Genomic DNA, 25,704 nt, shown 5'->3' with positions numbered 1-25,704 from the left:
TATTCTAGCGCGCTTAACGGCGGCGACCACTGATGCGCACCCAACCATCGCGTACGGCGATCGGGTCCAGCTCGAAGTCGGCGGCGTAGGCGGCAGCCACTTCATCGCCTTGTTCGGCAAGGATGCCCGACAGTGCCAGCAGGCCACCAGGGCGGACCAGGCCAGACAACTGTGGCGCCAGCGAGACCAGCGGGCCGGCCAGGATGTTGGCGACCAGTACGTCGGCCTGCATGGCCGGCATGTGCTCGGGCAGGTACAGCGCCAGCTTCTCGTCGGCGATGCCGTTGCGCTGGGCATTGTCGCGCGAGGCTTCAATGGCCTGCACATCGATGTCGGTACCGACCGCTTCGCGCGCGCCCAGCAGCAGGGCGGCAATGGCCAGAATCCCCGAGCCGCAGCCAAAGTCCAGCACCTGGGTGCCTTCGAGTTGCTGGCCGTCGAGCCATTCCAGGCACAAGGCGGTGGTCGGGTGGGTACCGGTGCCGAACGCAAGGCCCGGGTCGAGCAGCAGGTTTACCGCGTCCTTGTCCGGCGCTTCGTGCCAGCTTGGCACGATCCACAGGCGACGGCCGAAGCGCATGGGCTGGAAGTTGTCCATCCAGCTGCGCTCCCAGTCCTGGTCTTCGATCACTTCAGCCTGGTGCTCGGGCAGTTCGGCGCCGGTCAGCAGGCGGACGTGGGCGAACACCTGCTCGGGCTCGGCATCGGCCTCGAACAGGGCCAGCAGGTGAGTGTGCGACCACAGCGGAGTGGTGTTGAGGTCGGGTTCGAAGATCGGCTGATCTTCTGCGTCCACGAACGTGACCGAGACGGCGCCGACTTCAAGCAGGGCGTCTTCGTAGGTTTCGGCTTGTTCCGGGCTGATGGCCAGGCGTACTTGCAGCCAGGGCATGGCGGGCACCTTTGGTAAATCGACAGGGGCAGCCCGAGGCTGCGCGAAGGCTCGCAGTTTACGCGAGTGCGCGGGGTTTGTGGATTGTATCGGGGGCCTGTCGCGAATGGGGCGCACAGCGCCCCGGCGATCACTCAGACAAAACAGAGCGACAGGGACTCGGCTATATAAGCAGGCTTCTCTTCCCCTTCGATTTCCAGCGTGGCGATTGCTTTGAGCAGCCACTGGCCGGGTTTTTTCTCAAGCACTTCGGCGAGATCGATCTTCAGCCGCACCTGGCTGTCGACCTTGACCGGTTGAATGAACCGCACGCTGTCCAGCCCGTAGTTCACGACCATCTTCAACCCTTGCGGCAGGACCAGGATGTCTTCCATTAGCGTGGGGATCAGCGACAACGTCAGGAAACCATGGGCGATCGTGCAGCCAAACGGTGTTTTCGCCGCCTTCTCCGGGTCGACATGGATGAACTGAAAATCGCCAGTGGCTTCGGCAAACAGGTTGATGCGCTGCTGGTCGATTTTCAGCCAGGCAGAACGGCCCAGTTCCTTGCCAACGTACTGCGAAAGCTCTGTAACCGGTACATAGGGCATCGCGACTCTCCAGGTTGTGAGTTGGTACGAAGGTGCAAGATCAGCACGCCCCACCGTTTCAGTCAAGTTGCGCGTTTTTCGGCGATTATCGGCTTATACCCTTAGCGTGCTTATAATGGCCGCCATGCCCGAGGGAGGTGCTTATGCTGTTGCGTGGTTTGACCTGGCTGGTGTTGTTTCAACTGCTGGGTACGGCGATCAATCACCTGTTTGTGCCGTTTTTGCCGGGGCCGATCATCGGCCTGTTGCTGCTGCTGTGCTTCCTGATGGCCAGGGGGGAGGTCGGCAAGCCGCTCAATGAAGCCGCCAGCAGCTTGCTGCGCTACCTGCCACTGCTGCTGGTGCCGCCGGCGGTGGGGGTAATGGTGTATGCCAAGGACATCGCCGCCGACTTCTGGGCGATTGCCGGTGCACTGTTCATTTCGTGCCTGCTGACCCTGGTGTTCGTCGGCGTGTTGATGCAGAAGCTCATCCACCGCCAAGGCAAGCGCGAGGAGCAGCCATGATGCTCGACTGGCAAGGCGCGCTCGACGCGGTCATCCACCATCCCTTGTTTGGCATCGGCATTACCCTGGGGGCCTATCAGGTTGTGCTTGCGGGCTATGAGAAGACCCGCTGGATCTTCCTGCAGCCGGTACTGGTGTCGATGCTACTGGTGATCGGCGTGCTGCTGGTGTGCGGCATCGACTACAGCGAGTACCGCCAGCGCACCGAGATCATGAACACGCTCCTGGGGCCCGCCACCGTGGCCCTGGCCGTGCCGCTCTACCTCAACCTGCGGCGTATTCGCCAACTGTTCTGGCCGACATTTACTACGCTGGTAATCGGAGGCCTGTTCGCCACGGTCTGTTGCCTGCTGCTGGGCTGGTGGTTCGGCGCCGAGCACATGATCCTGATGACCATGGCGCCGAAGTCGGTGACGTCGCCGATCGCCATGCTGGTGGCCGAGCAGATTGGTGGTGTGGCGGCGCTGGCCGCGGTGTTCGTGCTGATCACTGGGGTCATCGGCGCGATCTTCGGCCCGGCGCTGCTGACCCGCCTCGGTGTGCACAGCCCTGAGGCGCGCGGCATGTCGCTGGGCGTGACCGCGCATGCGGTGGGCACTTCGGTGGCCCTGCAGGAAAGTGATGAATGCGGCGCTTTCGCCGCGCTGGCGATGAGCCTGATGGGGGTGGCCACGGCGGTGTTCCTACCGCTGGCGGTCAGCCTGGTGGCTTGAGGAGTTGTGATGACGCTACCGCTGTTTCCCCTCAATACCGTGCTGTTTCCGGGGTGCTTCCTCGATTTGCAGATTTTCGAAGCGCGCTACCTGGACATGATTGGCCGCTGCATGAAGCAGGGCGAGGGCTTTGGGGTGGTGTGCATCCTGGAAGGGGAGCAGGTTGGCAAGGCGCCACCGACGGTTGCTTCGATCGGTTGCGAGGCGATTATCCGCGACTTCGTGCAGCAGGATAACGGCTTGCTGGGTATCCGTGTCGAAGGGGTGCGGCGTTTCAACCTGGAGCAGACCGAGGTGCAGAAGGACCAGTTACTGGTCGGGCAGGTGCAGTGGTTGCCGGAGCTTCCTGATAGCCAGCTGGGCGAGGCGGACGACGACCTGCTGGCGTTGCTGGTTGCCCTGGGTGAGCACCCGATGGTCGAGGCGCTGGACATGCCGCGGCCTGTGGATGGGCAGCAGGCGTTGGCCAATCAGCTGGCGTATCTGCTGCCGTTCATGGAAGAGGACAAGCTGGACCTGCTGAGCATCGACTCGCCGCAGTTGCGGCTGGAAGAGATTCAAAGGCTGTTGGAGCGGATTCAGGGTGAGCTGTTTGCCTGACTGATCACTGTGGCTTGTTGTGGCCTCTTCGCGGGGCAAGCCCGCTCCCACCGGGACCTCACAAGGTCCGCAATTACCTGTGGGAGCGGGCTTGCCCGCGAAGAGGCCAGCACAGGCAACATCAATACTGATACCGTTCCAAGGCCTGCGGCAGCGCGTGCATGGCAAAGAACGCCAGCAGCGCGACACACGCTGGCAGCACCAACCACCACACCCGTAGCGGCAGCGCTGGAAGCGGCTGGCGATGCTGCACCAAGGTCAGGCTAACCGCGCAGACGCAGCACGCCAGCAAGGCGCCGGCCAGAATATCGGTCGGCCAGTGCGCCCCCAGGTAAACTCGCGACAACGCAATCGCCAATGCAGGAATGCACCCCAGCAACACCCAGGTCAGGCGCATCCGCGGCGGCTGACCACGCCCTGCCAACACCGCCATTACCAAGAAGAACGCAAACGACGCCGAGCTGTGGCCGCTGGGCATGCTGTAGCTGGTCAGTGGGTCGGTCAGCACCTCGGGCCGCGCGCGGGCGAATAGCCACTTGAGCGTGCCATTGGCAATCGCCGTACCCATCAATGCCCCGCCCGCAAACAGTGCATGGCGCCATTGTTGGGCGAGCAGCAGCAGGCCGGTCAGCAGCCCGCCGAGGAAAAACTGCGTGCGAAAATCACCCAGCCGTGTCACGAGTACCACGGTGCCGTCGAGGACTTGGCTGCGGTGTTCCTGCACCAGTGTCATCACGCCCTGATCGAATTCGTGCAGGTACGGCCAGCCCAGGAATACCCCGGCCAGGGCCGCGAAGCTCAAGCCGGCGATCAGCCGAGTGCCGTGGCGTTGATCGCGGATGCTGCTGTTCAGGCTCAGGCCGATGAGCACCGCCAACGCACCGGCAAGGATGCCCGCATCCAGCCAGAAGCCTTCCGGTAAAGGCAGGCGCATGGCGGCGCCCGTGGCCCAGCCAGGCAGCAGGTAGGCAACCGACCAGCCGGCGCCTGCCACCAGGCTGACGGCGATGAAGCGTGGCAGTGGCATGTCGAACATGCCGGCGACCATCGGCAACATGGGCCGCAGCGGCCCAATGAAGCGCCCGACCAGCAGGCTGGCGATGCCATAACGTTGGAAGTAGGATTCGGCGCTGCCGATCCATTCCGGGTGATTGCGCAGCAGTGGCAGGCGGCGGATGTTCTGGTGGAAATACTTGCCGACGGTGTACGACAGTGCATCACCCAGCAAACCACCGAGAAAGCCCAGCAACAGCGTTTCGCCCAGGCTGAAGGTGCCGCTGCCGGCCAGCACGGCGACCGCGAACAGCAGTACGGTGCCAGGCACGATGATGCCGGCAATGGCCAGGCATTCGATGCAGGCCACCAGGAAAATCGCCAGGCCAAGCCACTGGGGGTTGGCGCTTAGCCAGCCGGTCAGGCTGTCGAGCCATTGGCCCATGTGTCAGTTTCCTTGTTGATGAATGAAGAAGTCTTGGCCTTCGACTTGGCCGCGTCGCAACGGGTTCCGTGTACAGAAGCGGGCGTATTCGGCGTCGACGAAGCGGTACGGCAGGTGCTCGTCGCGGCCCTGCGGGATACCCAGGCGCGCAGCCTGGATCACCCGCGGCACGGCGATGCCGCAGTCGTCGACGTACAAGTGCTCAGGGTCGAACCGCTGCGCGTCCCAGCGCGGCACTTTCAGGCCCAGTGCACGGCATAGCAGGGTCTGGCCTGCGCACAGCCGCTCGGCCGGGCGCAGGTTGCCGCTGGCGTCGGGGTTGTTCAGTTGCATCTGCGCCAGGCTGTTGGCGTTCGAGAGGTCATCCTGCCAAGGGTAGGCGGACTTGATCAGCACCGCATTGCCCGGGCCATGGGCGCTGAAGTTCAACGAGTCGCCTCCGCGGGCGTAATACATGTAGATGTGCCCGCCGTCGAGGAACAGGGCCTTGCGCTTTTCCGTATACCCGAGCGAGGCATGGCTGCCTTTGTCGGTCAGGTAGTAGGCCTCGGTCTCGATGATGCGCGCGGCCAGCCACAGGTCGCCCTGGCGATGGCGGATGACCTTGCCCAGCAACTCCTTGGCCAGGGTCTGGGCGTCACGGTCGAAAAAGCGGTCGGGCAGGGCTGGCATGCTGGCAGTTCGTGGCTTCAATGGGCTGGATGATAGCAATGAATGGCTTAATCGAGGCTGAACCGGGTGGGTGGTTGAATGGTGTCTGCATGTTTCTTTGGGGGGCTGAGAGGTGTTCGTCTTGGGGGGGTGGTGTCTGGGAGATCGAGCGCCGCCCGCGCGGCGCTTCGCAGCACAAGGCTGCTCCTACATCTGTTTCGGGCCAATTATTCCTGGGGCCGCCCATCTCCTGTAGGAACAGCCTTGTGCTGCGAAGCGCCGCGCATGCGGCGCCCGACCTCCCGGGTGCTAAAAAACCAAGCCAAGCCTGCCATTTTCTACCATCCGCCACCCGCCGCTGGGCGTATACCTGCGCGACAGTTATAATCAGCCGATTTCCCCTTCGCCAAGACACCGAACCCATGACTGAGTCCGTTCTTGACTACATGACCCGTTTGGGTCGCGCTGCTCGCCAGGCTTCCCGGGTGATCGGCCGTGCCAGCACCGCGCAGAAGAACCGCGCCCTGCAAGCGGCTGCCGATGCACTGGACGCTGCCCGCGCCGAGTTGACCGCCGCCAATGCGCTGGACCTCGACGCAGGCCGTGCCAATGGCCTGGAGCCCGCACTGCTCGACCGCCTGGCGCTGACCCCGGCGCGTATCGACGGCATGATCACAGGCTTGCGCCAGGTGGCCAGCCTGCCGGACCCGGTCGGTGCCATCCGCGACATGAGCTACCGCCCATCGGGTATTCAGGTCGGCAAGATGCGTGCACCCCTGGGGGTGATCGGGATCATCTACGAATCGCGCCCGAACGTGACCATCGATGCCGCCAGCCTGTGCCTGAAGTCCGGCAATGCGACCATCTTGCGTGGCGGCTCCGAGGCCATCCACTCCAACCGTGCCATCGCCACCTGCATCCAGCGTGGCCTGGCCGAGGCCGGCCTGCCGGCGGCGGTAGTGCAAGTGGTCGAGACCACCGATCGCGAAGCCGTGGGCGCGCTGATCAGCATGCCCGAGTTCGTCGATGTGATCGTGCCGCGCGGTGGCCGTGGCCTGATCGAACGTATCAGCCGCGATGCGCGGGTGCCGGTCATCAAGCACCTGGACGGCATCTGCCATGTCTATGTCAGCGAACATGCCGACCTGGACAAGGCCTGGCGCGTCGCTTTCAACGCCAAGACCTACCGCTACGGCATCTGTGGCGCCATGGAAACCCTGCTGGTCGACCAGCGCGTGGCCGAGCGCTTCCTGCCGGAAATGGCCCGCCGTTTCCAGGAAAAGGGCGTCGAGCTGCGTGGCTGCGAGCGCACGCGTGCGCTCATCGAGGCCAAGCCGGCCAGCGAAGACGACTGGCACACCGAATACCTGGATGCGATCCTGTCGATTCGTGTTGTCGATGACCTGGACCAGGCCATCGAACACATCAACCATTATGGCTCGCACCACACCGATTCGATCATCACCGAGCACCAGGGCCAGGCCCGTCAGTTCATGGCAGAGGTCGACTCGGCGTCGGTGATGCTCAATACCCCAACCTGCTTCGCCGACGGTTTCGAGTACGGCCTGGGCGCGGAGATCGGTATCTCCACCGACAAGTTGCATGCCCGCGGCCCGGTTGGCCTGGAAGGCCTGACCTGCGAGAAGTACGTGGTGATCGGCGACGGCCAGCTACGCGGCCAGGAGTCCTGCTGAGTTGAGCAAGGCCCAGGCAGTCCGGCGCATCGGCATTCTAGGCGGCACCTTCGACCCCGTTCACATCGGCCACCTGCGCAGCGCGCTGGAAGTGGCCGAGTTGATGGCGTTGGACGAGTTGCGCCTGTTGCCCAATGCCCGGCCGCCGCACCGCGACACCCCGCAAGTGGCCGCGCAAGATCGCCTGGCCATGGTGCGCAGCGCCGTGCAGGGCGTCGCCTGCCTGAGCGTGGATGCCCGCGAGCTTGCCCGCGACAAGCCGTCGTACACCATCGACACCCTGGAGTCGATCCGCGCCGAACTGGGCGCTTACGACCAGCTGTTCCTGGTGTTGGGTTGGGATGCCTTTTGTGGCCTGCCCGCCTGGCACCGCTGGGAAGAGCTGCTGCAACACTGTCACATCCTGGTGCTGCAACGCCCGGATGCCGACGTTGAACCCCCTGACGAGCTGCGCAACCTGTTGGCTGCGCGCTCCGAGAGCGATCCCACCGCCATGTCCGGCCCGGCGGGAAATATTTCGTTCGTCTGGCAGACACCGCTTGCGGTGTCGGCTACACAGATCCGACAGCTGCTGGCCAGCGGCAAATCGGTGAGGTTCCTGGTGCCGGACGCCGTACTGGCCTACATCGAGGCACACGAACTGTATCGTGTGCCTAACTGACGGTGCTCCGGCACCTCATCCAACAAGTTGAACGAGTTTTATATGACCAAGCAGAAAATTTACGGCGAAGAACTGGTCCAAGTGACCAAGGCAGCGCTGGAAGACGTCAAGGCCCAGGATATCCAGGTCATCGACGTGCGTGAAAAGCACAGCCTGACCGACTACATGATCATTGCCACCGGTACCTCCAACCGCCAGATCAACGCGATGGCCGAAAAGGTCCGTGAAGCCGTCAAGGCCAAGGGTGCCCAACCCCTGGGTGAAGAAGGCAAGGGCGACAGCGACTGGGTGCTGCTGGACCTGAACGATGTCATCGTGCACATGATGACCGCCGCTGCCCGCCAGTTCTACGACCTGGAGCGCCTGTGGCAGGGTGCCGAGCAAAGCCGTGCCGCCGATGGCAAGCACCACAGCCCGGACCACGCCCACGAGTACTCCGACAAGCTCAAAGACCGGGAATAAGGAAGCGTCGTGCGTCTGCGCCTGATCGCGGTCGGCTCGCGCATGCCCAAGTGGGTCGAGGACGGTTGGCATGAATATGCCAAGCGCCTGCCCCCGGAGCTGTCGCTTGAGCTGGTGGAAATCCCGCTGAATACCCGTGGCAAGAATGCCGACGTCGCTCGCCTGATCCGTCAGGAGGGCGAAGCCATGCTGAGCAAGGTTCAGCCTGGGGAACGCATCGTTACCCTCGAGGTCCATGGCAAGCCCTGGAGTACCGAGCAGCTTGCTACCGAGCTGGACCGCTGGCGCCTGGATGCGCGCACGGTGAATTTGATGGTGGGCGGCCCGGAAGGGCTGGCGCCTGAGGTTTGCGCACGCGCCGAGCAACGCTGGTCGCTGTCGCCGCTGACGTTGCCGCACCCGTTGGTAAGGATACTCATCGGCGAGCAGATCTATCGCGCCTGGACCGTGTTGTCCGGGCACCCTTACCACAAATGAGCCTGTAAGCAGTCCGATGTCGCAGCCGATCCGTCTCAAGGACCACGAGAAAGACGCCCGCCTGGTGCGTAACCGCGTCGTGGTCGGCGCGGTGGCGATCATGCTGCTTATCTGCGTTTTGATCGCGCGGCTGTATTACCTGCAGATCATCCAGTACGACTATCACTCGACGCTGTCGGAGAACAACCGGGTGCATGTGCAGCCGATTCCGCCGACCCGTGGGCTGATCTTCGACCGCAATGGGGTGATCATCGCCGATAACCGGCCCAGCTTCAGCCTGTCCATGACCCGTGAACGTGCGGGTAACTGGCAGGAAGTGCTGGACAATATCGTCGAAGTGCTGGAGCTGACTGACGACGACCGCGCCCTCTTCGAGAAGCGCATGCGCCAGGGCCGTCGGCCGTTCGAGCCGGTGCCCATCCTGTTCGAACTGAGCGAAGAGCAGATCGCCCGGGTGGCGGTGAACCAGTTCCGCCTGCCCGGCGTGGAAGTGGTCGCGCAGTTGGTGCGGCATTACCCGCAAGGTGCGCATTTTGCGCACTCGGTGGGGTATGTCGGGCGTATCAACGAGAAAGAGCTGAAAACCCTCGACCCTGTGAACTACAGCGGTACGCACCATATCGGCAAGACCGGTATCGAGCGTTTCTACGAAGATGCGTTGCACGGCCAGGTCGGTTACGAGGAAGTCGAGACCAACGCCCGCGGCCGCGTGCTGCGGGTGCTCAAGCGTACCGACCCCAAGCCTGGCAAGGACATCGTCCTGAGCCTCGACATCAAGCTGCAGGAAGCCGCCGAGGCCGCCTTGGGTGGCCGTCGTGGCGCGGTGGTGGCGCTCGACCCGCGTACCGGCGAAGTGCTGGCGATGGTCAGCCAGCCAAGCTTCGACCCTAACCTGTTCGTCACCGGCATCAGCTTCAAGGCCTATGCCGAGCTGCGGGATTCGATCGACCGGCCGTTGTTCAACCGCGTACTGCGCGGGCTGTACCCCCCTGGCTCGACCATCAAGCCTGCGGTGGCCATCGCCGGTTTGGACAGTGGCGTGGTCAATGCCGGCAGCCGGGTGTTCGACCCAGGCTATTACCAGCTGCCCAACTACGATCACAAATACCGTAACTGGAACCGCTCTGGCGATGGCTGGGTCGACCTGGATACCGCGATCATGCGCTCCAACGACACCTACTTTTACGACCTTGCCCACAAGATGGGCATCGATCGTTTGTCCAGCTACATGAACAAGTTCGGCATCGGCCAGCGGGTTTCGCTCGACATGTTCGAAGAATCCGCCGGCCTGATGCCGTCTCGCGAATGGAAGCGTGCCACCCGCCGCCAGGCCTGGTTCCCCGGCGAAACCCTGATTCTCGGGATCGGCCAGGGCTACATGCAGGCCACGCCGCTGCAGCTGGCCCAGGCCACCGCATTGATCGCCAACAAAGGCGTGTGGAACCGCCCGCACCTGGCCAAGACCATCGAAGGCCAACCGCCGGTGGACGAGAACCCGATGGAAAACATCATCCTGCGTGACAAGTCGGACTGGGCCAAGGTGACCCACGGCATGGAGCAGGTGATGCACAACGCCCGTGGTACCGCGCGCAAGGCTGCTGCCGGCGCCCAGTACCGCATCGCCGGCAAGAGCGGTACTGCCCAGGTGGTGGCGATCAAGCAAGGCGAGAAATACGACCGCAACAAACTTCAGGAACGCCACCGCGACCACGCCCTGTTCGTCGCCTTCGCCCCGGCCGACGACCCGAAGATCGTCGTGTCGGTGATGGTCGAGAACGGCGAATCCGGCTCTGGCGTCGCCGCACCCGTGGTGCGCCAGATCATGGACGCCTGGTTGCTCGACGAGCACGGCCGGCTCAAGTCCGAGTTCGCTCCCGCCACCGTTACCCAGGAATCGGCCCTGTGATGAACAATTTCGATCGCATGCTCTCCAGCGAGGATGTGATGCGTCGGCGCGCCAGCTTCCTGCAGCGCATCCATATCGATGGCCCGTTGCTGGTCATCCTCCTGACCCTCGCGGCCGGCAGCCTGTTCGTGCTGTATTCGGCCAGTGGCAAGAACTGGGACCTGCTGCTCAAGCAGGCGACTTCGTTCGGCATCGGCCTGGTGTCGATGTTCGTCATCGCCCAGCTGGAGCCGCGGTTCATGGCGCGCTGGGTGCCATTGGCCTACGTCACCGGGGTGCTGTTGCTGGTGGTGGTGGACGTGATGGGCCACAACGCCATGGGCGCCACCCGGTGGATCAACATCCCCGGGGTGATTCGCTTCCAGCCCTCGGAATTTCTCAAGATCATCATGCCGGCGACCATCGCCTGGTACCTGTCCAAGCGCACCTTGCCGCCACACCTCAAGCATGTGGCGATCAGCCTGGTGCTGATCGGCGTGCCGTTCATCCTTATCGTTCGCCAGCCCGACCTGGGCACGGCGCTGTTGATTCTGGCCTCCGGTGCGTTCGTGCTGTTCATGGGCGGGCTGCGCTGGCGCTGGATTGTCAGTGTGGTAGCGGCGGCGGTGCCGGTGGCGGTGGCCATGTGGTTCTTCGTCATGCACGACTACCAGAAGCAGCGCGTGCTGACCTTCCTCGACCCGGAAAGCGACCCCTTGGGCACCGGCTGGAACATCATCCAGTCCAAGGCTGCGATCGGTTCGGGCGGGGTATTCGGTAAGGGCTGGCTGCTGGGCACCCAGTCGCACCTGGACTTTTTGCCCGAGAGCCACACCGACTTCATCATCGCCGTGCTCGGTGAGGAGTTCGGCCTGGTCGGCATCTGCCTGCTGCTGATCGTCTACCTGCTGCTGATTGGTCGCGGCCTGATGATCACGGCCCAGGCGCAGACCCTGTTCGGCAAGCTGCTGGCGGGCAGCTTGACGATGACCTTCTTTGTATACGTGTTCGTCAATATCGGTATGGTCAGCGGCCTTCTGCCCGTGGTGGGCGTGCCGCTGCCCTTCATCAGCTATGGCGGAACTTCGTTGGTGACGCTGCTGTCAGCGTTTGGCGTTCTGATGTCGATCCATACGCACCGCAAATGGATCGCACAGGTTTGAATAAGGTGAAGAATTTCATGCAAGCAGTGCGTAACTGGGCTGCCCGTTGTGCGCCGTGGATCGGCGCGGTGGGCCTGTTCGGCGCTGTCCAGCTGGCCCATGCCGGCGACTACGAAGGCTCGCCCCAAGTGGCCGAGTTCGTTGGCGAAATGACCCGCGACTACGGCTTTGCCAGCGAGCAGCTGATGGGCGTGTTCCGTGAGGTCCAGCGTAAACAGTCAATTCTCGATGCCATCTCGCGGCCGGCCGAACGGGTCAAGCCGTGGAAGGACTACCGTCCGATGTTCATCACCGACGCGCGCATCGCCCGCGGTGTGGACTTCTGGCGCCAGCACGAAGCGGTGTTGGCGCGGGCCGAGCAGGAATACGGGGTGCCGGCGCAAGTCATCGTCGCGATCATCGGCGTAGAGACCTTTTTCGGCCGCAATACCGGCAATTACCGGGTCATCGACGCCCTCTCGACGCTGGGCTTCGACTACCCGCCGCGGGCCGAATTCTTCCGCAAGGAGTTGCGCGAGTTCCTGCTGCTGGCCCGTGCCGAGCAGCTTGACCCGCTCACGCTCAAGGGCTCCTATGCAGGCGCCATGGGCTTGCCGCAGTTCATGCCGAGCAGCTTCCGCAACTATGCCGTGGACTTCGACGGCGATGGCCACATCAATATCTGGAACAACCCGGACGATGCCATTGGCAGCGTAGCCAGCTACTTCAAGCGCCATGGCTGGGTGGCCGGCGAAGGCGTGGTCAGCCGCGCCAGGGTGCAGGGCGAGCGGGTTGATGAAGGCCTGACCACGGGTATCGAGCCGGTGAAGACTGTCGGGGAGTTGCGGGCGCTGGGCTGGTCGAGTCATGATGCGCTGCGCGATGATCTGCCGGTCACCGCCTTCCGCCTGGAGGGCGAAAACGGCCCCGAGTACTGGATGGGCCTGAAGAACTTCTACGCGATCACTCGCTACAACCGCAGCGTGATGTACGCCATGGCGGTGCATCAGCTTTCGGAACAGCTGGTCCAAGCACGGGGCGTCAAGTAATGCGCGCAATCATCTCTGCCACTACCTTCAAGCTGCTGACCTGCATGACTGTCGGCATGCTGTTGGTCAGCTGCTCTTCCAGCCGCCCGACCACCACCCAGAAAAGCGGTAATACAGTCCGCGCCCAGCCCGGCCTGGACATCAACCGTGCCCACAAGGACGGTGCGCCGTGGTGGGACGTGGACGTGAACAAGATCCCCGACGCCACGCCAACCGTGCACACCGGCAACTACAAGGCCAACCCTTACACGGTACTCGGCAAGACCTACTACCCGATGCAGGACTCGCGCAACTACCGCGCCGAGGGTACCGCGTCGTGGTATGGCACCAAGTTTCACGGGCAGAACACGGCCAACGGCGAGCTTTATGACCTGTACGGCATGAGCGCGGCGCACAAGACCTTGCCGCTGCCGGCCTATGTGCGGGTGACCAACCTGGCCAACGGCCGCAGCGTGGTCCTGCGGGTCAACGACCGTGGGCCGTTCTACTCCGACCGTATCATCGACCTGTCCTATGCGGCGGCGAAGAAGCTCGGCTACGCCGAAATCGGCACCGCGCATGTGCGCGTCGAAGGTATCGACCCGCAACAATGGTGGGCCCAGCGTGGCCAGCAGCCACCGTTGGTGCTGAAGGAACCTCAGGTTGCCCAGACCCAGTCGATCCCGGCCAGCACCGGCCGAGTCGAGCAGTGGACGCCGCCACCCCAGCAGCACGCAGCCCCCGTAGTGCCCGTTCAAGTCGGCGGCAACAATGTGCCGGCAGGCAACGGCGGCAGCTTCTTGCAGGTGGGCGCCTTCGCCAACCCGGACGCCGCCGAACTGCTGCGTTCGAAACTGAGCACCATGGTCAGCGCGCCGGTGTTCATCAGCTCCATCGTGCGTAACCAGCAAACCTTGCACCGCGTGCGTTTGGGGCCGATCAGCAGCCAGGGCGAGATCCAGCAGGCGCAGAACAGCATTCGCCTGGCGAACTTGGGGCAGGCCAAGCTGGTCACAGCTGACTGACCGCACCGGCCAAACTGTCGGTTTTGTCATGAATTGACGGGCGCGGGCATGTACAATGTCCGCTTTTGCCCGCAGCGACATAAAGCCGCAGTGTGCGGGCTCGGCCCAAGGCCTTAAAAACTAGACTGACTGGCGCTGGGCACACGATGTGGCCCAGGCAACATCTCAGACCATTAGCGATTTTCGAGAGACGGATGAACATCACCAACCTTGCCAAACGACTTTGCCTGCCCGTACTGCTGATGATCACGCCTGCTGCTTTCGCGGCAGAGCAGATGATGCCGGCACCACCGCAACTGGCAGCCAAGTCCTACGTACTCATGGACGCGTCCAGCGGCAACGTGCTGGTCGAGAACAACGGTGACGAGCGCCTGCCGCCAGCCAGCTTGACCAAGCTGATGACTGCCTACATCGCCACCCTGGACATTCGCCGCGGCCAGATCGGTGAAAACGACCCGGTCACCGTCAGCGAAAACGCCTGGCGTACCGGCGGTTCGCGCATGTTCATCAAGGTCGGCAGCCAGGTGACTGTCAGCGACCTGCTGCACGGCATCATCATCCAGTCGGGTAACGATGCGTCTGTTGCGCTGGCCGAGCACATTGCCGGCAGCGAAGACGCCTTCGCCGACATGATGAACAAGACGGCCGCTGACCTGGGCATGTCCAACAGCCACTTCATGAACCCGACCGGCCTGCCGAACCCCGAGCACTACTCCTCGGCGCACGACATGGCCCTGCTGGCGCGCGCGATCATCGACGTCGACCCGGCCCACTATGCGATTTACTCGCAGAAAGAGTTCTTCTGGAACAACATCAAGCAGCCGAACCGCAACCTGCTGCTGTGGCGTGACAAGACCGTCGACGGCCTGAAAACTGGCCACACCGACGAAGCCGGTTACTGCATGGTGGCTTCGGCCGTACGTGACGGCCAGCGCCTGATCGCCGTGGTGTTCGGCACCAACAGCGAGCAGTCCCGTGCTGCCGAGACCCAGAAGCTGCTGACCTACGGTTTCCGCTTCTTCGAAACTCAGACCTTCTATCAGAAAGGCACCGAGCTGACCCAGGCTCCAGTCTGGAAGGGCGCCACCAGCCAGGTTAAAGCTGGCCTGGCCAACGACCTGACCATGACTATGCCTAAAGGCCAATTGAAGCGCCTTCAGGCTTCGATGACCATGAACCCGCAGCTCACCGCACCGATCGCCAAAGGTGACGTGATCGGCAAAGTGGAAGTCAAACTGGACGAGAACGTGGTTCACAGCGCCGACCTGATCGCCCTCGATGGCGTCGAGGAAGGTGGTTTCTTCCGCCGTATGTGGGATAGCATCCGTCTATTCTTCTACGGGTTGTTCAACTGATAACGTGACCTGCCACGCTCCCGCTGTTCAGGCGGGAGCGTTGTTGTTGCCACGGCTTACGAGGCCGTTTCCGCTATGAGCGAACCTGACGTCAAGTCGCACAAAATCGAATTCCCCTGCGCCGACTACCCGATCAAGGTCATCGGCGATACCGTTGTCGGTTTCAAGGACATGGTCATCGAAGTCCTCAGCAAACACGCCAAGGTCGACCTCGCCACGCTGGCCGAGCGCCAGAGCAAGGAAGGCAAGTACACCACGGTGCAACTGCACATCGTTGCCGAGAGCGAGAACCAGCTGCACGATATCAACAGCGCCCTGCGCGCTACCGGCATCGTGAAAATGGTGCTCTGATGTCCGCCTGTCTCGGTTTTCGCGATCTTGGCCTGCAGCCCTATGAACCGGTGCTGGAAGCCATGCGTCGCTTTACCGAGCAGCGAGGGCCCGACAGCCAGGATGAAATCTGGCTGGTCGAACACCCTTCGGTCTTTACCCAGGGCCAGGCCGGCAAGGCCGAGCACCTGCTGATTCCGGGTGATATCCCGGTGGTGCAGACCGACCGCGGTGGCCAGGTGACCTACCATGGCCCCGGGCAACTGGTGGCCTACCTGCTGCTGGATGTGCGGCGGCTGGGTTTTGGGGTACGTGAGCTGGTCAGCCGCATCGAGCAGACCCTGATCGACCTGCTTGCCAGTTACGATGTCCAGGCGGCGGCCAAGCCCGACGCCCCGGGTGTCTATGTCGATGGAGCGAAAATCGCCTCCCTCGGCCTGCGAATCCGCAACGGCCGTTCGTTCCACGGCCTTGCCCTGAACGTGGACATGGACCTTGCGCCATTCCGCCGAATCAACCCCTGCGGTTATGCGGGGCTGGCCATGACCCAGCTACGCGATCTGGCAGGCCCGATCGAACTCAACGAGGTCAGGACAAGGCTGCGCGGACAGCTGGTCAAGCACCTCGACTACGCTGAGCAGACGACCCTCACGGGCGGAATCGACTGAATATGACAACTGTGCAAGAAGCCGTGCCGAACCTGATACCTACCCAGGATGCCACCCCGCGCCCAGCGCCGAAGAAGGTGGAAGCTGGGGTCAAACTGCGTGGTGCCGACAAGGTCGCGCGTATCCCGGTAAAGATCATCCCTACCGATGAACTGCCGAAAAAGCCTGACTGGATCCGCGTGCGCATCCCGGTCTCGCCCGAGGTAGACCGCATCAAGCAACTGCTGCGCAAGCACAAGCTGCACAGCGTCTGCGAAGAGGCTTCCTGCCCGAACCTGGGCGAGTGCTTCTCGGGCGGTACCGCGACCTTCATGATCATGGGTGACATCTGCACCCGTCGTTGCCCATTCTGCGACGTTGGCCACGGCCGACCGAAGCCACTGGACCTCGATGAGCCGAAGAACCTCGCCGTCGCCATCGCCGACCTGCGCCTGAAGTACGTGGTGATCACCTCGGTGGACCGCGACGACCTGCGTGATGGCGGTGCCCAGCACTTTGCCGACTGCATCCGCGAGATCCGCGCCTTGTCGCCGGGCGTGCAGTTGGAAACCCTGGTCCCGGACTACCGTGGCCGTATGGACGTGGCCCTGGAGATTACCGCGCAAGAGCCGCCGGATGTCTTCAACCACAACCTGGAAACCGTACCGCGCCTGTACAAGGCCGCGCGTCCCGGGTCGGACTACGACTGGTCGCTGGACCTGCTGCAGAAGTTCAAGCAGATGGTCCCGCACGTACCGACCAAATCGGGCCTGATGCTCGGCCTGGGCGAGACCGACGAAGAAGTCATCGAAGTGATGCACCGCATGCGCGAGCATGACATCGACATGCTGACCCTCGGCCAGTACCTGCAGCCGTCGCGCAGCCACTTGCCGGTACAGCGTTTCGTGCACCCGGATACCTTCGCCTGGTTCGCCGAAGAAGGCTACAAGATGGGCTTCAAGAACGTGGCTTCCGGCCCGCTGGTGCGTTCTTCGTACCACGCTGACCAGCAGGCTCACGAAGCCAAGATCAAGCTCTGAGCCTGGTCTGAAGCACCCGTGCCGATGCGCGCCGAAAGGCGGCATCGGCATTTTTGTTTGTGTGCCCTGCACTGCAAGGAGTTGCGATGAATTGCGCCGAAACCTTTGAATCCCGACTGCCCGCTGCCCTGGGGGAGAACGCCTGCTTTGCCATCGTCGCCCCGGCCGGGCCGGCGCGGCTGGATGCGCAAAAGGCCAGCCAGTGGTTCACCGAGCGTGGCTACCGCTGCCGTATCTACCCGGGCGTTGAGCAGGCGCAGGGCTACCTGGCGGGATCTGATCAACAGCGGCTGCAGGACCTGCACGATGCTTTTGCTGACCCGGCCATCGACGCCATCCTGTGCATGCGCGGCGGCTATGGCAGCATGCGCCTGCTCGACAGCCTCGACTTTGACCTGATCCGTTGCAACCCCAAGCCGCTGATCGGCTACAGCGACATCACGGCGCTGCACACGGCTATCCAGCGCAAAGCCGGGTTACTGACCTTCCATGGGGCGATGCTGAATGCCGACCTGTTGGGCGCCAAACTCGAGCCGACCGAGTCGTCGCTGCTGGCGCAACTGATTGGGCAGGTGGGTGCAGGCGATGCGATCGCGCACCCGGCCGACTTTGCGTTGAGCTGCGTGGTGCCGGGGGTTGCCCGCGGGCGTTTACTGGGGGGCAACCTGTCGATGCTGGGGGCGACCCTGGGGACGGTGGCAGAGATCGATACGCAGGGCTGCATTCTGTTTATCGAAGACGTCAACGAGCCGTTGTTCAGGGTGGATCGTTTGCTGACCCAGTTGCGCCTGGCGGGCAAGCTTGCGGGGGTAAAGGGGGTGCTGGTGGGGGATTTTGCCGGGATCACCGTGGCGGCGTTGACGCCGCTGCTGCAGGACATTTTCGGGCCCCTGGGCGTGCCGGTGCTGGCCGGGTGGCGCAGTGGGCATTGTGATCCGAACGTGTGCTTGCCGCTGGGGGCTGAGGTGGTGCTGGACAGTGGGGAGATGAGGCTGGTGTTGCAGCAGGATTTGTTCAAGGCTTGAGATTGTCGGGGCTGCTTTGCAGCCCATCGCAGGCAAGCCAGCTCCTACAGGAGCGGGTTCACCCGCGAACGGCCGCAAGGGTATTACTGCTGACGCAGGCTCTCGAGCAACTTGTGCGTCGGGTACCCATCCGCCGGCCATCCCAACCCCTGCTGGGCATTGCGAATGGCCTTGCGGGTGTTGGCGCCAATGATGCCATCGGCATTGCCCGCGTCATGCCCACTAGCGTTGAGCAGGTGTTGCAGCTCCATGCGCTCGCTGCGGCTCAAAGGCAGGTCTTCTTTTGGCCAGCTGCCGGCAATGAAGCCCCAGCCCGAGAACCGGTCACCCAGCAGGCTTACGGCCAGTGCGTAGGATGACGAGTTGTTGTACTTGAGGATGGCGCGGAAGTTGTCCAGCACCAGGAACGCCGGGCCGCGTGCACCTGCAGGCAGCAGCAGGGCGGCAGACAGCTGATTGCTGTTGGCGGGCAGCTGAGTACCGGCTGGCAGCTTCACGCCCAGTTGCAGCCACTCGCTCACCGGCTTGCGCAGCGACCCGTCGGCCAGCCAGAAGTCGAACCCGGCCGGCACTTGCACTTCAAAGCCCCAAGGCTGGCCGCGTTTCCAGCCAGAGCTCTGCAGGTAGTGCGCTGTGGAGGCCAGAGCATCGGGGGTGCTGTTCCAGATATCCCGGCGGCCATCACCGTCGAAATCCACTGCATGGGTGTTGTAAGTGGTCGGGATGAACTGGGTCTGGCCCATGGCGCCAGCCCACGAGCCACGCATGGCCTCTGGCTGGATATCACCGTTCTGCAGGATTTGCAGGGCGGCAATCAGCTGGTCTTGGGCGAATTGGGGGCGGCGGCCTTCGTAGGCCAGGGTCGCCAGTGAGCGAATGACCGACTTGCTGCCCTGGAACTGGCCGAAGTTGCTCTCCATGCCCCAGACCGAAACCAGCACTTGGCGGTCTACGCCATAACGTTGCTCGATGCGGGTCAACAGTTCTGCATTCTGCTCCATCAGCTTCTTGCCGTTGCGCACGCGCAGTGGCGACAGTGCGCCTTCCAGGTATTCCCACACCGGGCGGGTGAATTCTGGCTGGCTGCGGTCGGCCTTGATCACGTCCATGTCGGGGGTGACACCGAGGAATGCACGGTCGAAGGTGTTTGGCGAAATGCCAGCCTGCAAGGCTTGTTGGCGGAAGCCAGCCTGCCATTGCGCGAAGGTTTGCAGGGGCTGGATCTCAGTAGCGCTGGCGTCGGGCGTTGCACCAGGCACATTCACCACCGGGGCGGGCTGGGCAGGTGCCAGCGGCAAGGCATCGGCGGCGGTGGGTTTTTCCGCGCAGGCGACGAGCAGGATGAAGCTGGAGGCCGCGATCAGCTGGCGGGATTTCCAACGGGGGAGAAGGCTGAGGAGCATGCACAGATCCAGAATTTCAGGTCAGGTGACGACCATACCATGCCTGCGCTTTCGATGCTTTCATGCCGCCAAAAAGTAAGAAGCCTCCCAATCTCTCGATTGGAAGGCTTCGCGGCGGTAGCTGCCTTTGCCCTTGTCCGGTTGTTCCTGGCGGCAGCGGAACAGTGGCTGGGCGACGATCGACTTGGCCTTGTTGGGCCCGTGCTTCTTCGGTTTTTTGCTCATGGTGCGGATTCCCGATGGGTGGCTTTCGGGGCGCACTGTAGGCCGCTGGGTGGGGGAGGGCCAATTGATTGTGTATATGGTTGTTTGATGATTACTCGGGCGGGAGTGCCAGCCGCTGCCCGGCCATCAGCAGCGACAGCCGTGCCAGCCCGGTCCAGGGCGAACCCTCGGCCTGCCCCTTGATCTGCGCATCGATCCGCTGGGCATCCTGCAACAGCTGGGCCCAGCGTTGCGCGGAGAGGCGCTGCAGGGCTTTGCTGACCAGTGGGCGGCGTTTATCCCACACCGGTGGCCGCGCCTGGCTGAAGGCCTTGTCCAGCGGCACGCCCTGGCTGAACTGTTGGGCCAGCCCGGCCAGTTGGCGCAGTTCGCGCGCCAGTGCCCACAGAATCACCGGCGGCTCCACGCCTTCGCCGCGCAGGCCTTCAAGCATGCGCAGGGCGTGCGCGGCTTCGCCATTGAGAATGGCATCGACCAGGCCGAAGACATCGAAGCGGGCGCTGTCGGCGACTGCCGCCTGTACGGTCTCGACGGTGATCTGGTTGCCCTCGGCCAGCAGCTTGAGTTTTTCGATTTCCTGGGCGGCAGCCAGCAGGTTGCCTTCGACCCGGGCGGCGATCAGGTCCACGGCATCGCGTTGAGCCGAAAGGCCTGCCTGCGACAGCCGCTGGTTGATCCACTGCGGCAACTGATGCGCATCCACCGGCCAGATCTGGATGAACTGGCAATGGGCGCCTTCGATCAGGGCCTTGCCCCACTTGGTCTTCTGCGCGCTGCCGTCGAGCTTGGGCAGGCTGATCAGCAGCAGCGTGTCTTCGGCCGGCCTGGCACAGTATTCCATCAAGGCGGCAGCACCCTTGTCACCGGGCTTGCCGGAGGGCAAGCGCAGTTCCAGCAGGCGGCGCTGGGCGAACAGCGACAGGCTGGCGCCCGCTTGGAGCAAGGTGCCCCAGTCGAAATTGGCGTCGGCGCTGAACACCTGGCGTTCGTCGAAACCTTGCTGGCGTGCGGCGCCGCGTATGGCATCAGCGGCTTCCTGGCACAGCAATGGGTCGTCGCCGCTGACCACGTAAACCGGTGCCAGGGCGCCTTGCAGGTGCTTGTTGAGTTGGGCGGGGGCGAGTTTCATCGGAAACAGGCGGGGCACCTAAGGTGCCCCGCACGGGCTCAGTTGCCCGGAACTTCCAGTGGCGACTGCTGAGGCGTTTCCGCCTGCTGACGGCGTGCCGCTTCCAGCGCGGCGGCTTCAGCCTGGGCGCGCTCGTCGGCTTTACGCTGCAGCTCGTCGAGTTGCGTCGGGGTCAGCATCTGCAGGCGTACGACCATGGCGTTGACCAGGTCGCGGCGCATTTCGTCACGTGCCCGTTTGGCTTCCTGCTCGGAACCGGTGATGTTGGAACCGTCACGCACGTAGACCTTGCGCATTTCCAGTTTGTCGCTGAGCAGTTCCAGGTTGTTCAGGCCCTGGATGCTGTAGTTCAGTACCGTGGTCAGCTCGTACTCGGCCGAGCGGCTGCCACCGGTGTAGGTCGCGGCGCGTTCGTTTTCCTGCTCGTTGGTCAGCACCAGGCGGTAAGGTGCGCCCGCGTGCAGGTTGACGCCGTTACGCTCCAGAACCTGACGCAGCTGGGTCACGGTTTCGCCATAGGCATTGCGCGCGCTGACGTCCATCTCTTTGACGCTCAGCTCGGTGGTGCCGGTGCCACGCAGCTGGAAACCGCAGGCGCTGAGCACGACGGCCAGGCCGATTACCAGCAGATTGCGTTTGATCATGTTGTTGCTCCCTCTTGGGCCTGTACCGCCCGCCCGCAGAACCTGCGGGCGGGCGTGCCATCAATTGGCGACGATGTTGACCAGCTTGCCCGGTACCACGATGACCTTGCGGATGGTCAGGCCATCGATGAAGCGCAGGACATTCTCGTTGCTGCGGGCGGCGGCTTCGATTTCCTCGCGGCTGGCGGCGGCCGGCATTTCGACCTGGCCACGCAGCTTGCCGTTGACCTGCACCACCAGGACGATGCTGTCCTGTACCAGTGCGCTCTCGTCGACGGCTGGCCAGCCAGCATCGATGACCGCCTGGTCGTGGCCCAGCGCCTTCCACAGTTCGTGGGAGATGTGCGGGGTGATCGGCGCCAGCAGCAGGGTGACGGCTTCAAGGCCTTCCTGCAGCAGGGCACGGTCCTGTTCGGTGGCTTGCGGGGCCTTTTCCAGGACGTTCATCACGGTCATCACCTGGGCGATGGCGGTGTTGAACTTGTGGTACTGGCCCACGTCGGTGCTGGCCTGCTTGATCGCGGCGTGGATGGCGCGGCGGATGACCTTTTGCGCGTCGTCCAGCGTGGCGACATCCAGCTTGCCCGGCAGGCCCTGGTTGACGTGGCCTTGGGCCAAACGCCAGACACGGCGCAGGAAGCGGCTTGCGCCTTCGACGCCGGAATCGGACCACTCCAGGCTCATGTCGGGCGGCGATGCGAACATCATGAACAGGCGGCAGGTATCGGCGCCGTAGGCTTCGATCATCGATTGCGGGTCGACGCCGTTGTTCTTCGACTTCGACATCTTCTCGGTGCCGCCGATTTCCACCGGCAGGCCGTCGGTCTTCAGGCGGGCGCCAATGATCTTGGCCTTGGCGTCACGTTCGATCTCGACGTCGGCCGGGTTGAACCAGTCCTTGCCGCCGTTGCTGGCAACGCGGTAGTAGGTCTCGGCGACCACCATGCCCTGGGTCAACAGGTTCTTGAACGGCTCGTTCGAGGTGACCAGGCCTTCGTCACGCATCAGCTTGTGGAAGAAGCGCGCGTACAGCAGGTGCAGGATCGCGTGCTCAATACCGCCGATGTACTGGTCGACCGGCAGCCAGTGGTTGGCGGCTTTAGGGTCGACCAGGCCTTGGTCGTAGTTTGGCGAGGCGTAGCGGGCGAAGTACCAGGACGACTCGACGAAGGTGTCCATGGTGTCGGTTTCGCGCTTGGCCGCCGTGCCGCATTTCGGGCAGGTGCATTCGTAGAACTCGGGCATGCGCGCCAGCGGCGAGCCGGCACCGTCCGGTACCACGTTTTCTGGCAGGGTGACCGGCAGCTGGTCTTCCGGCACCGGCACGTCGCCGCAGGACGGGCAGTGGATGATCGGGATCGGGCAGCCCCAGTAGCGCTGACGGCTGATGCCCCAGTCGCGCAGGCGGAACTGGGTGCGCGACTTGCCGAGCTCCTTGCGGATCAGGGCGGCTTCGATGGCGTCGAAGGCGCCGGCGAAGTCCAGGCCGTCGAACTCGCCGGAATTGATCAGTTGGCCATGCTCGCCGTAGGCAGCCTGCCACTCGTTGCCGACTTCATCGCCAGCGCTGGTGCGCACCACGGCCTTGACCGGCAGGTTGTACTTGTGGGCGAACTCGAAGTCGCGCTCGTCGTGGGCCGGCACGGCCATCACGGCGCCGTCGCCGTAGTGCATCAGCACGTAGTTGGCGACCCAGACCGGCAGTTTCTCGCCGGTAAGCGGGTGTTCTACCAGCAGGGAAGTGGGCATGCCCTTCTTCTCTTGGGTGGCCATGTCGGCCTCGGCGACGCTGCCGCTCTTGCACTCGTCGATGAACGCCTGCAGCGCCGGGTTGCCTTGGGCAGCCTGGGTGGCCAGCGGGTGTTCGGCGGCGACGGCGACGTAGGTGGCGCCCATCAGCGTGTCAGGACGGGTGGTGAAGACCTTGAGGGCGCCTTCGTGGCCGATGCTGGCCTGGTCGAACGGGAATTGGACTTCCATGCCGCGCGATTTGCCGATCCAGTTGCGCTGCATGGTCTTGACCTGTTCAGGCCAGCCCGGCAGCTCGTCGAGGCTCTCGAGCAACTCGTCGGCGTAGTCGGTGATGCGGAAGTAGTACATCGGGATTTCGCGCTTTTCAATCAGCGCGCCCGAACGCCAGCCGCGGCCGTCGATGACCTGCTCGTTGGCGAGCACGGTCTGGTCGGCCGGGTCCCAGTTCACGGTACCGTTCTTGCGGTAGATGACGCCCTTTTCGAACAGGCGGGTGAACAGCCACTGTTCCCAGCGGTAGTAGTCCGGCTTGCAGGTGGTGACTTCACGTGCCCAATCGATGGCCAGGCCCAGGCTCTTGAGCTGAGTCTTCATGTAGTCGATGTTTTCGTACGTCCACTTGGCCGGGGCGACGTTGTTTTTCATCGCCGCGTTTTCCGCGGGCATGCCGAAAGCGTCCCAGCCCATCGGCTGCAGGACGTTTTTGCCCAGCATGCGCTGGTAGCGGGCAATCACGTCACCGATGGTGTAGTTGCGCACGTGGCCCATGTGTAGCTTGCCGCTCGGGTACGGGAACATCGATAGGCAATAGTAGGTGTCTTTGCCTGGCTGTTCGGTAACAGCGAACGATTGTTGCTCGTCCCAGAAGTTCTGGGCGGCGGCTTCGATATCACGGGGCGTGTATTGTTCGTGCATGGCTACTTTTGGCTGAGAGAGAAGAGACCTTGTTCCAGGCAGCGGAACCTCGCTGCAACCGGTACTCCGGTGTCGTTTAGAGTGAACGCCGTAGCATACAGCAGCGCTGCGCATCGTGGGAAACCTTGATTGCGAATGCCCGCTGGTCGCGGCAAACGGCTGCTTTTTAGAGTGACGCTAAGCTCAGGTGTGGGGGGAGATATTTTTATCTTCAATGAGGTGAACGGATGGGAGAGACGCAGCTACCCGCAATCAAACCGGAGCTTTACGAACGCCTGATCGACCGCCTTGGCCTGGCATTGGAAGTTGCCCGGACGTCGGTACGATTGCGCGACGAGAGTCCAGCCGAGCTGGAGTTGCGCGGCCTTAGCCACGCAGAGTTCGAAGTGATCAAGGCCTACCTGGAATCCCTTCCGGAGCGCCAAAATGCCTGTGCCGGCAGTTACCCGCAAGCGGAGCCGACATCGGCCAAGATCATCTGGCTCAAGGACAAGAAACGCCCCGCCAGCACGGCGAGATCCAGGACGCTGCCGCATCGTTAGCCGTTCAGGACGCCAGGCGCAGGCCATCGCGCGCCGGTTCTTCAATACACTTCTCACGATTGTCGCCGGCCGCACACTTGTTGCCCGGCGTCGATCCTCTTAGGCTGCACGCCTTCCATGGAGGTGTAGCCGATGCCCATTCGATTCTTCATCAAGCAATGGCTGATGCCGCCGGGCGTCCTGTTCCTGCTGCTGCTGGCCGCCTGGTGGCTGCGTACCCGCCGCCCGCGGCTGGCGGCGCTGTGCTTTGCAGTGGGGCTGGGTGGCCTGTGGCTGATGAGTTTGCCGCTGGTGGTGCAGGAGTCGGCACGGTTGCTGGAAACCGAACCGCCTTTGCAGGTCAGCGAGTGGGCGGGTCTTGCCGGCAGGGCGGATGCCATCGTCGTGCTAGGTGCCGGGCGTGAGCGCGGTGACCCGGCCTGGGGTGGGGATGACCAGCCTACGGCAACGGCCCTTGAGCGCATGCGCTTTGCTGCGCGGCTGGCCAAGGCGTCGGGGTTGCCGGTGCTGACCAGCGGTGGCTTGCACTACGGTACGCCGCCGAGCGAGGCGCGGTTGATGGCCGATCGCTTGCGTGAAGACTTTGGCGTCGAGGTGAAGTGGCAAGAGGAGGGCAGCCGTACCACCTGGGAAAATGCGCGGTTCACGGCGGATATTCTGCAGCCGCTGGGTATTCGTCGTGTGGTGGTGGTGACCCAGGCCTGGCACATGCAGCGTTCGCGTTTCAGCTTTGAGCAGGCGGGGTTCGAGGTGGTGCCAGCGCCGATGGGGTTCCTGGGGCGTGATCATGCCCGGCCGTTTGCCGGGTTGCTGCCAGAGAGCCGGGCGATGTGGCAGAGCGGGCAGTTGCTGAATGAGGCGGTGGGGTTGGTGGGGTATCGGGTGTTCTATTGAATCTAGGTTGCCTGTGCCGGCCTCTTCGCGGGGCAAGCC

27 protein-coding genes are annotated in these 25,704 nt (G+C 63.3%); 18 read left to right on the top strand and 9 right to left on the bottom strand.

Annotated elements, in window-relative coordinates:
- Positions 1–13: 13 nt before the first annotated feature.
- Both prmA and AC5PZ0_RS18655 read right to left on the bottom strand, forming a co-directional pair.
- Positions 14–892: a 50S ribosomal protein L11 methyltransferase gene (gene prmA, locus AC5PZ0_RS18660; RefSeq protein WP_027592599.1), complete on the bottom strand. Its 879-nt coding sequence runs from the start codon at positions 890–892 to the stop codon at positions 14–16.
- 134 nt (positions 893–1,026) lie between these two features.
- Positions 1,027–1,482 carry a MaoC family dehydratase gene (locus AC5PZ0_RS18655; protein ID WP_027592600.1) on the bottom strand — a complete coding sequence of 152 codons (456 nt, stop codon included), beginning with the start codon at positions 1,480–1,482 and terminating at the stop codon, positions 1,027–1,029.
- A 143-nt stretch (positions 1,483–1,625) separates the two neighbouring features.
- Here AC5PZ0_RS18655 and AC5PZ0_RS18650 point away from each other — a divergent pair, with 143 nt between their 5' ends.
- The 3 genes from AC5PZ0_RS18650 to AC5PZ0_RS18640 are packed head-to-tail and all read left to right on the top strand — an operon-like array spanning position 1,626 to position 3,301.
- On the top strand, positions 1,626–1,988 hold the full coding sequence (locus AC5PZ0_RS18650) for a CidA/LrgA family protein (RefSeq protein WP_099455399.1): 363 nt from the start codon (positions 1,626–1,628) through the stop codon (positions 1,986–1,988).
- The gene (locus tag AC5PZ0_RS18645) at positions 1,985–2,701 is read left to right on the top strand and encodes an LrgB family protein (RefSeq protein ID WP_027592602.1); all 717 of its coding nucleotides are present in this window, start codon (positions 1,985–1,987) and stop codon (positions 2,699–2,701) included. Before AC5PZ0_RS18650 ends, AC5PZ0_RS18645 begins: the two co-directional genes overlap by 4 nt.
- A gap of 9 nt (positions 2,702–2,710) precedes the next feature.
- Complete coding sequence (locus AC5PZ0_RS18640; protein ID WP_493855483.1) at positions 2,711–3,301, top strand: LON peptidase substrate-binding domain-containing protein; 591 nt, start codon at positions 2,711–2,713, stop codon at positions 3,299–3,301.
- Between the two features lie 121 nt (positions 3,302–3,422).
- On the opposite strand, the gene AC5PZ0_RS18635 is transcribed toward AC5PZ0_RS18640, so the two are convergent.
- Together AC5PZ0_RS18635 and AC5PZ0_RS18630 are read right to left on the bottom strand one after the other, a co-directional pair.
- Positions 3,423–4,739, bottom strand: a complete 1,317-nt coding sequence (locus AC5PZ0_RS18635) for a bifunctional DedA family/phosphatase PAP2 family protein (RefSeq protein ID WP_493855482.1) — start codon at positions 4,737–4,739, stop codon at positions 3,423–3,425.
- A 3-nt stretch (positions 4,740–4,742) separates the two neighbouring features.
- The gene (locus AC5PZ0_RS18630) at positions 4,743–5,411 is read right to left on the bottom strand and encodes a DNA-3-methyladenine glycosylase (protein ID WP_265970375.1); all 669 of its coding nucleotides are present in this window, start codon (positions 5,409–5,411) and stop codon (positions 4,743–4,745) included.
- A 401-nt stretch (positions 5,412–5,812) separates the two neighbouring features.
- Here AC5PZ0_RS18630 and AC5PZ0_RS18625 point away from each other — a divergent pair, with 401 nt between their 5' ends.
- From AC5PZ0_RS18625 to AC5PZ0_RS18565, 13 genes are all read left to right on the top strand, one after another.
- A complete protein-coding gene (locus AC5PZ0_RS18625; protein WP_099430539.1) occupies positions 5,813–7,084 on the top strand; it encodes a glutamate-5-semialdehyde dehydrogenase in 1,272 nt (423 codons plus the stop codon).
- A gap of 1 nt (position 7,085) precedes the next feature.
- Positions 7,086–7,745, top strand: a complete 660-nt coding sequence (gene nadD, locus AC5PZ0_RS18620; RefSeq protein ID WP_099430538.1) for a nicotinate-nucleotide adenylyltransferase — start codon at positions 7,086–7,088, stop codon at positions 7,743–7,745.
- Positions 7,746–7,787: 42 nt separating this feature from the next.
- Positions 7,788–8,207: a ribosome silencing factor gene (gene rsfS / locus AC5PZ0_RS18615; protein ID WP_027592608.1), complete on the top strand. Its 420-nt coding sequence runs from the start codon at positions 7,788–7,790 to the stop codon at positions 8,205–8,207.
- A gap of 9 nt (positions 8,208–8,216) precedes the next feature.
- Positions 8,217–8,684, top strand: a complete 468-nt coding sequence (rlmH, locus tag AC5PZ0_RS18610; protein ID WP_023382530.1) for a 23S rRNA (pseudouridine(1915)-N(3))-methyltransferase RlmH — start codon at positions 8,217–8,219, stop codon at positions 8,682–8,684.
- A 16-nt stretch (positions 8,685–8,700) separates the two neighbouring features.
- Complete coding sequence (gene mrdA / locus AC5PZ0_RS18605; RefSeq protein ID WP_027592609.1) at positions 8,701–10,590, top strand: penicillin-binding protein 2; 1,890 nt, start codon at positions 8,701–8,703, stop codon at positions 10,588–10,590.
- Positions 10,591–10,628: 38 nt separating this feature from the next.
- Positions 10,629–11,732 carry a rod shape-determining protein RodA gene (gene rodA, locus AC5PZ0_RS18600; RefSeq protein ID WP_050580719.1) on the top strand — a complete coding sequence of 368 codons (1,104 nt, stop codon included), beginning with the start codon at positions 10,629–10,631 and terminating at the stop codon, positions 11,730–11,732.
- A gap of 17 nt (positions 11,733–11,749) precedes the next feature.
- On the top strand, positions 11,750–12,760 hold the full coding sequence (gene mltB, locus AC5PZ0_RS18595; protein ID WP_085272343.1) for a lytic murein transglycosylase B: 1,011 nt from the start codon (positions 11,750–11,752) through the stop codon (positions 12,758–12,760).
- Positions 12,760–13,764, top strand: a complete 1,005-nt coding sequence (locus AC5PZ0_RS18590) for a septal ring lytic transglycosylase RlpA family protein (RefSeq protein ID WP_027592612.1) — start codon at positions 12,760–12,762, stop codon at positions 13,762–13,764. The genes mltB and AC5PZ0_RS18590 overlap by 1 nt, the downstream gene beginning before the upstream one ends.
- Before the next feature lie 194 nt (positions 13,765–13,958).
- Positions 13,959–15,119 carry a D-alanyl-D-alanine carboxypeptidase family protein gene (locus AC5PZ0_RS18585; protein ID WP_027592613.1) on the top strand — a complete coding sequence of 387 codons (1,161 nt, stop codon included), beginning with the start codon at positions 13,959–13,961 and terminating at the stop codon, positions 15,117–15,119.
- A gap of 75 nt (positions 15,120–15,194) precedes the next feature.
- Positions 15,195–15,470, top strand: a complete 276-nt coding sequence (locus AC5PZ0_RS18580) for a DUF493 domain-containing protein (RefSeq protein ID WP_012312556.1) — start codon at positions 15,195–15,197, stop codon at positions 15,468–15,470.
- Positions 15,470–16,117, top strand: a complete 648-nt coding sequence (gene lipB / locus AC5PZ0_RS18575; protein ID WP_027592614.1) for a lipoyl(octanoyl) transferase LipB — start codon at positions 15,470–15,472, stop codon at positions 16,115–16,117. Before AC5PZ0_RS18580 ends, lipB begins: the two co-directional genes overlap by 1 nt.
- Before the next feature lie 2 nt (positions 16,118–16,119).
- A complete protein-coding gene (lipA, locus tag AC5PZ0_RS18570; RefSeq protein ID WP_027592615.1) occupies positions 16,120–17,136 on the top strand; it encodes a lipoyl synthase in 1,017 nt (338 codons plus the stop codon).
- A gap of 86 nt (positions 17,137–17,222) precedes the next feature.
- Positions 17,223–18,161: a S66 peptidase family protein gene (locus tag AC5PZ0_RS18565; RefSeq protein WP_493855481.1), complete on the top strand. Its 939-nt coding sequence runs from the start codon at positions 17,223–17,225 to the stop codon at positions 18,159–18,161.
- Positions 18,162–18,244: 83 nt separating this feature from the next.
- On the opposite strand, the gene AC5PZ0_RS18560 is transcribed toward AC5PZ0_RS18565, so the two are convergent.
- The 5 genes from AC5PZ0_RS18560 to leuS form a co-directional block, all read right to left on the bottom strand.
- The gene (locus AC5PZ0_RS18560; protein WP_027592617.1) at positions 18,245–19,564 is read right to left on the bottom strand and encodes a lytic murein transglycosylase; all 1,320 of its coding nucleotides are present in this window, start codon (positions 19,562–19,564) and stop codon (positions 18,245–18,247) included.
- A gap of 60 nt (positions 19,565–19,624) precedes the next feature.
- Entirely contained in the window at positions 19,625–19,789 is a 165-nt protein-coding gene (gene arfA, locus AC5PZ0_RS18555; RefSeq protein ID WP_016501800.1) for an alternative ribosome rescue factor ArfA, read from the bottom strand.
- Positions 19,790–19,880: 91 nt separating this feature from the next.
- Positions 19,881–20,918 carry a DNA polymerase III subunit delta gene (holA, locus tag AC5PZ0_RS18550; RefSeq protein ID WP_493855480.1) on the bottom strand — a complete coding sequence of 346 codons (1,038 nt, stop codon included), beginning with the start codon at positions 20,916–20,918 and terminating at the stop codon, positions 19,881–19,883.
- A 38-nt stretch (positions 20,919–20,956) separates the two neighbouring features.
- A complete protein-coding gene (locus AC5PZ0_RS18545; RefSeq protein ID WP_186677453.1) occupies positions 20,957–21,562 on the bottom strand; it encodes an LPS-assembly lipoprotein LptE in 606 nt (201 codons plus the stop codon).
- A 60-nt stretch (positions 21,563–21,622) separates the two neighbouring features.
- Positions 21,623–24,229, bottom strand: coding sequence for a leucine--tRNA ligase (leuS, locus tag AC5PZ0_RS18540; protein ID WP_275747613.1), 2,607 nt, complete (start codon positions 24,227–24,229; stop codon positions 21,623–21,625).
- 227 nt (positions 24,230–24,456) lie between these two features.
- Here leuS and AC5PZ0_RS18535 point away from each other — a divergent pair, with 227 nt between their 5' ends.
- Together AC5PZ0_RS18535 and AC5PZ0_RS18530 are read left to right on the top strand one after the other, a co-directional pair.
- On the top strand, positions 24,457–24,771 hold the full coding sequence (locus AC5PZ0_RS18535; RefSeq protein ID WP_027592621.1) for a hypothetical protein: 315 nt from the start codon (positions 24,457–24,459) through the stop codon (positions 24,769–24,771).
- 132 nt (positions 24,772–24,903) lie between these two features.
- Positions 24,904–25,665 carry a YdcF family protein gene (locus AC5PZ0_RS18530; protein ID WP_252825949.1) on the top strand — a complete coding sequence of 254 codons (762 nt, stop codon included), beginning with the start codon at positions 24,904–24,906 and terminating at the stop codon, positions 25,663–25,665.
- Positions 25,666–25,704 lie beyond the last annotated feature (39 nt).

The sequence above is a fragment of the Pseudomonas sp. 5.2 genome, from assembly GCF_059025405.1.
The sequence above is the reverse complement of the archived record's forward strand: the minus strand, read 5'-3'. Positions and strand labels throughout refer to the sequence as shown.